The 8,202-nt window shown below is 69.0% G+C and carries 9 protein-coding genes; 3 read left to right on the forward strand and 6 right to left on the reverse strand.

Annotated elements, in window-relative coordinates; translation table 11 throughout:
• Positions 1-54 precede the first annotated feature (54 nt).
• Positions 55-1,353, forward strand: coding sequence for a DUF4032 domain-containing protein (locus ABTZ43_RS16290; RefSeq protein WP_350539537.1), 1,299 nt, complete (start codon positions 55-57; stop codon positions 1,351-1,353).
• Positions 1,354-1,371: 18 nt separating this feature from the next.
• Here the strand turns inward: ABTZ43_RS16290 and ABTZ43_RS16295 are convergent, their stop codons facing one another.
• The 6 genes from ABTZ43_RS16295 to ABTZ43_RS16320 all read right to left on the reverse strand — a co-directional run bounded on the left by ABTZ43_RS16295 (position 1,372) and on the right by ABTZ43_RS16320 (position 6,971).
• Positions 1,372-2,013, reverse strand: a complete 642-nt coding sequence (locus ABTZ43_RS16295) for an NAD(P)-dependent oxidoreductase (RefSeq protein ID WP_350539538.1) — start codon at positions 2,011-2,013, stop codon at positions 1,372-1,374.
• 11 nt (positions 2,014-2,024) lie between these two features.
• Positions 2,025-3,032 carry a 23S rRNA (guanosine(2251)-2'-O)-methyltransferase RlmB gene (gene rlmB / locus ABTZ43_RS16300; protein ID WP_045254316.1) on the reverse strand — a complete coding sequence of 336 codons (1,008 nt, stop codon included), beginning with the start codon at positions 3,030-3,032 and terminating at the stop codon, positions 2,025-2,027.
• Positions 3,025-4,434, reverse strand: coding sequence for a cysteine--tRNA ligase (gene cysS, locus ABTZ43_RS16305; protein ID WP_350539539.1), 1,410 nt, complete (start codon positions 4,432-4,434; stop codon positions 3,025-3,027). Before cysS ends, rlmB begins: the two co-directional genes overlap by 8 nt.
• A 78-nt stretch (positions 4,435-4,512) precedes the next feature.
• The gene (locus ABTZ43_RS16310) at positions 4,513-5,103 is read right to left on the reverse strand and encodes a short chain dehydrogenase (protein WP_350539540.1); all 591 of its coding nucleotides are present in this window, start codon (positions 5,101-5,103) and stop codon (positions 4,513-4,515) included.
• 94 nt (positions 5,104-5,197) lie between these two features.
• Positions 5,198-6,415 carry a 2-C-methyl-D-erythritol 4-phosphate cytidylyltransferase gene (ispD, locus tag ABTZ43_RS16315; RefSeq protein WP_502885421.1) on the reverse strand — a complete coding sequence of 406 codons (1,218 nt, stop codon included), beginning with the start codon at positions 6,413-6,415 and terminating at the stop codon, positions 5,198-5,200.
• Positions 6,416-6,488: 73 nt separating this feature from the next.
• Complete coding sequence (locus ABTZ43_RS16320) at positions 6,489-6,971, reverse strand: CarD family transcriptional regulator (protein WP_056312597.1); 483 nt, start codon at positions 6,969-6,971, stop codon at positions 6,489-6,491.
• Between the two features lie 135 nt (positions 6,972-7,106).
• Here ABTZ43_RS16320 and ABTZ43_RS16325 point away from each other — a divergent pair, with 135 nt between their 5' ends.
• Together ABTZ43_RS16325 and ABTZ43_RS16330 are read left to right on the forward strand one after the other, a co-directional pair.
• Positions 7,107-7,622, forward strand: coding sequence for a DNA modification methylase (locus tag ABTZ43_RS16325; protein ID WP_350539542.1), 516 nt, complete (start codon positions 7,107-7,109; stop codon positions 7,620-7,622).
• An 8-nt stretch (positions 7,623-7,630) separates the two neighbouring features.
• On the forward strand, positions 7,631-8,202 hold a 572-nt coding region (locus ABTZ43_RS16330; protein ID WP_350539543.1), incomplete at its 3' end, for a molybdopterin-dependent oxidoreductase.

Here is an 8,202-nt window from a genome sequence, read left to right on the forward strand (position 1 = left end):
GGCTGACTTCGGTCGCCCGCGCCGCTTCTGATTTCCCCCCTCGTCTGGAGTCCCATGCAGGATGCGCTGCGGATCACCGCCAGCTCCGTCGACCCCGCGTTGCTCGCGCTGCCCTGGTCGACGACCCTGGCCAGATGGCCGTCGGAGCAGATCGTGTCCCTCCCCAAGGGACTCTCCCGCCATCTGGTGCGGTTCGCGGATCTGTCGGGACGTGTCGTCGCCGTAAAGGAGACGACGGATGAGATGGCGAGACGCGAGTACGAGATGCTCGGCAACCTCGCCCGCCTCGACGTCCCGTGCGTCGACAGGGTCGCGGTCATCGCAGGCCGGACGGATGCGTCGGGAGACCCGCTTCCCGCCGCCCTCGTCACCTCGCACCTGCGCTTCTCGATGCCGTACCGCGCGCTGTTCACCCGGGTGCTGCGCCCCGACACCGCTGACCGCCTGGTCGACGCCCTCGCCGTGCTGCTGGTGCGTCTGCACAACGTCGGCTTCTACTGGGGCGACGTCTCGCTGTCGAACACCCTGTTCCGGCGCGATGCCGGCGCCTACGCGGCGTACCTCGTCGATGCCGAGACGGGCGAACTGCACGAGGAAGGCCTGACCGACGGCCAGCGCGCCTACGACCTCGACCTCGCGCGCACGAACATCGCCGGCGAGATCATGGACCTCGCCGCGGGCGGACGCCTCGAGCACGGCGTCGACGCCGTCGCGATCGCCGACGGCATCGTGTCGTCGTACCGCTCGCTGTGGGCCGAGCTCACCGCCCAGGAGTCCTTCGCCGCCGCCGAGACCTGGCGCATCACCGAGCGCGTGGAGCGCCTGAACGCCCTCGGGTTCGACATCGACGAGATGTCGATGTCGACGACCTCCGACGGCACGGTCGTCGAGATCCAGCCGAAGGTCGTCGATGCCGGACACCATCAGCGGCGCCTCATCCGCCTGACCGGACTCGACGTCGAGGAGAACCAGGCCCGACGCCTGCTCAACGACCTCGACGAGTTCCGCGCCCGTTCGACCAAGCAGTGGGCGGACGAGGAGATGTACGCCCACGAATGGCTGACGCGCGTGTTCGAGCCCGTGGTGCGGGCGATCCCCTACGAGCTGCGCGCCAAGCTCGAACCGGCCGAGGTGTTCCACCAGGTGCTCGAGCACCGGTGGTACCTGTCGCAGGCGCAGGGCCGGTCCGTGCCCCTCGCCGAAGTGCTCACGAGCTACATCAACGAGGTGCTGCGCCACAGACGTGACGAGGCGACCATCATGGGCCCTCCCACCGAGACGATGGGACTGCCCGTGATCACCGGAGCGACCACGGTCGCCGACGACGAGGTGGACTGGCGCGACCTCGTCTGAGCGCGCTCGCCCGCGGGATCAGTACCCGACGGTGAAGCGCCCGCGGCGGTGCGCCGGACGCTCGATCTCGTCGACCACCGCGACGGCGAAGTCGGCGCCCGAGATGAAGGACTTGCCCTCGTCGTCCCGCACGATCACATCGCCGCCGTCACGGTAGTGACCGGTGCGCTCTCCCTCGGCCCACGGCCCGAAGACCTCGGCGGGGTGCACGAAGAACCAGTCCAGGGACTCGTCGGTGCTCTCGAGCAGTGCGAGCGAGTCGATGCCGACCTGGGCCTCGTGCTTGTACTCCTCGGGAAAGTCGAGGTCGAACAGGCGGGGTCCGCCGGGGGCGACGAGGCTGCCGCCGGCACCGCCCACGACACCCAGACGCGTTCGCGCACCGTCGAGCTCGGCGATGACGACGCGCAGCGCGTCGAGCACCCGGTCGGTCATGTCGCCGCGCGGAGAGAGGGCCGAGACCACGGCATCCGCGCCGTCGACGGCGCTCGCGAGCGCCCCCTTCTCGAGAGCGGAGCCCTGCACGTACGAGGCTCCCTCGACCGCGTCGGACGGGGTGGAGCGGGAGATCGCGATGACCTCGTGACCGCGGCTCACCGCCTCCGCGACGATGTGGCGTCCGGCGTAGCCGGTTCCTCCGAGGACGACGATGCGAGCCATGTGCTTCTCCCCTACTTCTTCGCGTTGCGGATGGTCGACACCTGGTACAGCGCGACGGACGTCGCGATGCCGGCGTTGAGCGACTCGGTCACCGCCGAGATCGGGATCGACACGATCTGGTCGCACGTCTCGGCGACGAGGCGCGAGAGCCCCTTGCCCTCGGAGCCCGTGACGATCACGACGGGGCGATCGGCCAGCTGCAGCTCCGGCAGCAGCACGTCGCCGTCGCCGTCGAGGCCGAGCACGAACACGCCCTGCTTCTTGAACTCCTTGAGCTGCGTCGTGAGGTTGGTGGCGAGGGCCACCGGCACCCGGGCCGCCGCACCGGCGCTGGTCTTCCAGGCCGCGGAGTTCACGCCGGCCGAGCGACGCTGCGGCAGGATGATGCCGTGGCCGCCGAACGCACCGGTGGAGCGGATGATCGCACCGAGGTTGCGCGGGTCGGTGATGCCGTCGAGAGCGACGAACAGCGGGACCTCGCCCCTGTCGATGACGGCCTCGAGGAGGTCCTGCGGATGCGCGTACTCGTACGGCGGCACCTTGACGGCCACGCCCTGGTGCACGCCGTCGAACCCGGCCATGCGGTCGAGCTCCTGACGCGTCACCTCGAGCACCGGGATGCCCCGGTTCGTGGCGATCGACAGCATCTCCTTGACGCGGTCGTCCATCTCGACGCGCTGGGCGATGTAGAACGCCGACGCCGGGATCTTCGCGCGCAGGGCCTCGAGCACGGAGTTACGGCCGGTGACGACCTCGACCTCGGTCGTGTTGTCCTTGGCGCGCGCCGAGCGGTTCGGGTTGCCGCCGGACGTCTGACGCTGGCCCGGCTTGCCCTTGCCACCGGACGCCGCGTAGCGCTCGGCCGCGGCCTTGCGCTTGCCGGCGGGGTGCCAGGCGCGGTCCTCGGCCTTCGGGGTCGGTCCACGACCCTCGAGGGACTTGCGTCCCATGCCGCCGGTGCCCTTGGTGGGGCCCTTCTTGTTTCCCTTGTTCGCGCCGGGGCGCTGTGGCTTAGCCATCGATACTCCAATGAGTTCCGGCCGGAGAGTCCTCCAGCGTGATTCCAGCAGCGGCGATCGCATCACGGATGCGATCGGCCGCGGCCCAGTCCTTGTCAGCGCGCGCCTGCGCGCGCTGGGCGATCATCGTCTGCACGAGCGCGTCGAGAGCGGATGCCGTGGCACCGTCGCCGCTCTCGCTCCACGCGGCGGCGTGCGGATTGAGACCGAGGATGTTCGTCATCGCGATGACGTCCATCACGTCCTGCCTGGCCTCGTCGATCTTCCCGTCATCCAGCAGCGCGTTGCCCGAACGGATGCTGCTGTGGATCGCCGCGAGAGCGCGGGGGACGGCGAGGTCGTCGTTCATGGCGGCCCAGAACTCGTTCGGCAGCCCCTCTTTCGCCTGGGACCACCCCGGCTTCGCCAGGCGCCGCCCCCGGTCGAGGAAGGTCCGGATGCGCCCCAGCGCCGCCTCTGCCTCGGTCCACGACGACTCGGTGAGGTCGAGGCTGGAGCGGTAGTGCGCGGCGGCGAGCGCATACCGCACCACGAGCGGATCGTGGGCGTCGAGCACCTCGGCGGCGAGCGTGAAGTTGCCCAGCGACTTGGACATCTTCTGTCCACCGACGGTCACCAGGCCGTTGTGCACCCAGTACTGCGCGAAGCCGTCGCCCGCGGCCGTCGACTGGGCGAGCTCGTTCTCGTGATGCGGGAACCGCAGATCGAGGCCACCGCCGTGGATGTCGAACTCCGGTCCGAGATAGAGCTTCGACATCGCGGAGCACTCGATGTGCCAGCCGGGACGCCCCGCGCCCCAGGGCGACTGCCAGGTCGCATCCGCCTGTTCGTCGGCCTTCGCGCCCTTCCACAGTGCGAAGTCCTGCGGATTGCGCTTGCCCCGGGGGTCCGCGTCCTCGGCAGCTTCCATGGCATCGACGGACTGGTTGGTGAGCTCGCCGTACGACGGCCACGAACGCACGTCGAAGTAGACGTCGCCCGAACCGTCCGGCGCCGGGTACGCGTGGCCGCGTTCGATGAGGGTCGCGATGAGCTCCTGCATCTGCGGAATCGAGGCCGTCGCGCGAGGTTCGTAGGTCGGTGCGAGGATGCCGACACCGGCATATGCCGCTGTGAACTCCTGCTCCATCCGGTATGCCAGCGCCCACCAGGGCTCGGCGTCCGTCGCGTTCGCCAGCACCTTGTCGTCGATGTCGGTGACGTTGCGCACGAAGGTCACGCGCCCGTAGCGATGCGCCAGCCAGCGCCGCAGCAGATCGAAGCTGAGCGCCGCCCTGACATGACCGATGTGCGGACCGGACTGCACCGTGGGTCCGCAGACGTACATCGTGATGTTCTCGGAATCGAGAGGCACGAAGTCGCGCAGCTGCTGTGCGCGGGTGTCGTAGAGGCGGAGTGTCACCGCACAAGCTTACCGGGCGGCGGAATCCGAAGACTGGGCGGTTGCGCGGCGCCTCGGGGAGGTCGGTCGTTCCCGCAGTCAGTCGACCGCGAGGACACGTCCGGTCTGCACCCCGAGCACGCTCTTCGCGAAGGCCTGGCCGACGCGATACGACGACACGGGCACGAATCCGGGGAACGAGGAGTGATACGCCGGCGCATCCTCCAGCACCGACGGGCTCACGGCGTTGATGCGGATGCCGCGCGGCAGCTCGGTCGCGGCCGCGCGCACGAACGACTCGACGGCGCCGTTCGCCATCGAGGCGGCCGCTCCGGTCGCGATCGGCTCCCGGGCGAGGATGCCGGAGGTCAGTGTGATCGAGCCGCCGTCGCGCACGAACGGCGTGCCGATGCGGACGACATCGAGCTGCGACAGCACCTTGCCGCGGAACGCCGACTCGTGGTCGTCGCGTCGCAGATCGCCCAGCGGAGCGAACGGGACCTCTCCGACGGCGACGATCACGGCATCGACCTGCCCGACCGCGGCGAAGAGCCGCTCGATCGACGCCTCATCGGTGATGTCGACCGCCGGCTCACCGCTGCGGGAGGCGGAGACGACCTCGTGCCCCTCGAGTGCGTCGACCGCGGTACGACCGACCTGTCCGGTGGCTCCGATGACCAGGATCCTCATGACATCTCCTTCTGCGCATGCGACCGCCGCACGCTGCTGTGTGCCCCAACGAGCCGGCGGGCCGGGGCATTCCCGGCATCCGGATGCTGCATCGTCAGACCGGGTGGATCATGGCGACCGCGGTGACCGCGACCCCTTCGCCCCGGCCGGGGAAGCCCAGGCCGTCGGTGGTGGTGGCGGTGACCGCGACCGGCGCGCCCCCGAGGGCGTCCGACAGCACGCGCTCGGCCTCCGCCCGTCGGCCGCTGAAGCGGGGACGGTTGCTCTGGAACTGGGCCGACACGTTGCCGATCGCGAAGCCGGCCTCCGCGAGGATCTCCCGGGTGCGCGCGAGGAAGACCTCGGCGTGGGCGCCCGCGTACTCGGGATGCGCGGTGCCGAAGTGCTCGCCGATGTCGCCGAGGCCTGCCGCACCCAGCAGCGCGTCCACGATCGCGTGGGCGACCGCATCGCCGTCCGAGTGGCCGGAGAGCGCCGGCTCCCCCGGCCACTCGAGACCGGCCAGCCACAGCGCACCCTCTCCCCCGAACGCGTGCACGTCGGTTCCGAGGCCCACCCTGGGTCCGGCGGACGGCCCCGACGACTGGACCGACGGCGCGGCCACGGAGGGCACCGCTTCGACAGCGGCGAGCAGGTGGCGGGCACGCTCCAGGTCGTCCGGCGTCGTGATCTTGAAGCTCCGCGCCGCCCCGGGGATCCGCCGCACGAGATGGCCGGCCGCGGCGAAGAGGGCCGCGTCGTCGGTGTAGTCGATGCCGGATGCCGCGGCCGCCGCGTACGCGGCTTCGAGCAGCGCGCGGGGAAAGCCCTGCGGTGTCTGCGCGGCGGCCAGCTCCGCGCGATCGACGGGCGCGATGATCGCATCGCCGTCGACCCGCTTCAGGGTGTCGACGACCGGGAGGGCGGGGATGATCCCCGTCTCGCCGTCGACCGCCGCCGCCACGGCGTCGATCACCTCGGGCGGAGTCAGCGCACGAGCGGCGTCATGCACGAGCACCCGCGTGACATCGCCCCACAGCGCCTCGAGCCCTGCGGCCACGGACCGCTGACGGGTGTCGCCGCCCGTGACGACGCGTCCGAGCTCGATCCGGTCACCCGCCGCCGCGCGCAGCTCCGTCTCGGCGTCGCCCTCGAACCCGGCGGGCGCGACGACGATCACCTGCGCCGGGGCGGCGGCGAAGACGCCCTCGAGCGCATGCCGCAGGATCGTGTGCGTGTCGATGCCGACGAACGCCTTGGGCGCTCCGGCATCCAGTCGGGTGCCGGAACCGGCGGCGACGACGAGGATCGCGGTGTCTGGGACGGGAAGCATGCTCACCGGGTTCACGTTACCGGCGCGCACGAAAAAAGGCGGATGCCGAAGCATCCGCCCTCTCTCGAATCTCTCAGGAAGCGAGGACCTCGTCGAGCAGTGCGCTCGCCTTGTCCTCGTCGGTCTTCTCCGCCAGAGCCAGCTCGGAGATGAGGATCTGACGCGCCTTGGCCAGCATCCGCTTCTCTCCCGCCGACAGTCCGCGGTCCTGATCCCGACGCCACAGGTCGCGCACGACCTCGCTCACCTTGATGACATCGCCGGAGGCGAGTTTCTCGAGGTTCGCCTTGTAACGACGCGACCAGTTCGTGGGCTCCTCGGTGAACGGGGCGCGCAGCACCTCGAACACGTGATCGAGGCCTTCACGGCCGATCACATCACGGACCCCGACCAGATCGACGTTCTCAGCGGGCACCTCGATGATGAGGTCCCCCTGGGTGACGTTGAGCTTCAGGTATTTCTTCGCCTCACCCTTGATGATGCGCTCCTTGACCTCGATGATGGTCGCAGCGCCATGGTGCGGATAGACGACAGTCTCGCCAACCTCAAAAAGCATAAAAAATTGTCCTTTCGGCAACCTCAAGGATACCACAGGGAATATGCGCTAAGGTTCGCGCCCCTGCGTCCTCGGACCGTCCCCCGCATACGCATAGAATGGATGCGGATATCCCGTCGGACCTCAGGAGGACCCGTGAAATCGCGCCTTGTTGCGTCTGCCGCCATCAGCGCCCTCGTCCTTCTGGGCGCCACCGGATGCACGTTCATCTCGCCGCAGGCGACGAAGATCGAGTACTCCGCGTCCGACGGCGTCAACGTCTTCGACTCCGACGGACCGATCGATGTCCGCAACGCCTTCATCGTCGCGTCGGAAGACGGCACGGTGGGCAACTTCATCGGCGCCGTCGTGAACCCCTCCTCCGAGAAGGCGACGCTGACGATCACCGTCGGCGACCTCGACCCCCTGACCGTCACGGTGCCCGCAGGCAAGACCCTCAGCTACGGCGCCGGCGAAGAGCCGCTGCGCATCGAGGATCTCGACGCCAAGCCCGGGTCGACCATCGAGGTCCACTTCCAGTCGGGTGACGGCGCCGGCACCAAGACGGCCATCCCGGTCCTCGACGGCACAATGGTGCATTCTTCGCCAAGCACAGTGTCACCGCCCTGCTGGAGCAGAGCGACTATTGGCTGGAATACCAGGGTCGCCTGACCGAGCCGATGCGCTATGACGCCGAGACCGACCGCTACAAACCCATCAGCTGGGACGCGGCATTCGACCTCGTCGGCAAGCACCTCAATGCCCTGCCAAGCCCGAACATGGCCGAGTTCTACACCTCGGGACGCGCCAGCAACGAAGCGGCGTACCTGTACCAGCTGTTCGTGCGCGCCTACGGCACCAACAACTTCCCAGATTGCTCGAACATGTGCCACGAAGCCAGCGGCGTCGCCCTGGCGCAAAGCGTGGGTGTCGGCAAAGGCACCGTAACTTTTGATGACTTCGAACACGCCGATGCCATTTTCGTCTGGGGCCAGAACCCAGGCACCAACCATCCGCGCATGCTCGAACCGTTGCGCGAAGCAGTTAAACGCGGCGCCCAAGTGGTGTGTATCAACCCCCTGAAAGAGCGCGGCCTGGAGCGCTTCCAGCATCCGCAACTCCCGCTGGAAATGCTCACCAATGGCGACAAGCCGACTAACACCGCCTACTTCCGCCCGGCGCTGGGTGGTGACATGGCCATCCTGCGCGGCATGGCCAAGTTCCTGTTGCTGTGGGAACGCCAGGCACAGGC

The sequence above is a fragment of the Microbacterium sp. NPDC097977 genome, assembly GCF_040302605.1.
Lineage (GTDB): Bacteria > Actinomycetota > Actinomycetes > Actinomycetales > Microbacteriaceae > Microbacterium.